Consider the following 233-nt stretch of genomic DNA (forward strand, 5'->3'; position numbering starts at 1 on the left):
TGCCCGAGGTTTGAAAAAATCGCCTGTGAGACCAGTCAGGGAGCGGGTACTGGGAGACAGAGTCGTATTACCCGATTCCCCGTAAGGGGACTGAAACATTCCTCCAATCAGTCAATCTAAAATATAAAAAAAGTCGTATTACCCGATTCCCCGTAAGGGGACTGAAACTCCTTCGAAGCGGACTTCATATACAGTTCTTTTTTTCGTCGTATTACCCAATTCCCCGTAAGGGG

The organism is Megasphaera sp. MJR8396C (assembly GCF_001546855.1).
In the GTDB taxonomy this organism is placed as follows: Bacteria; Bacillota; Negativicutes; order Veillonellales; family Megasphaeraceae; genus Megasphaera.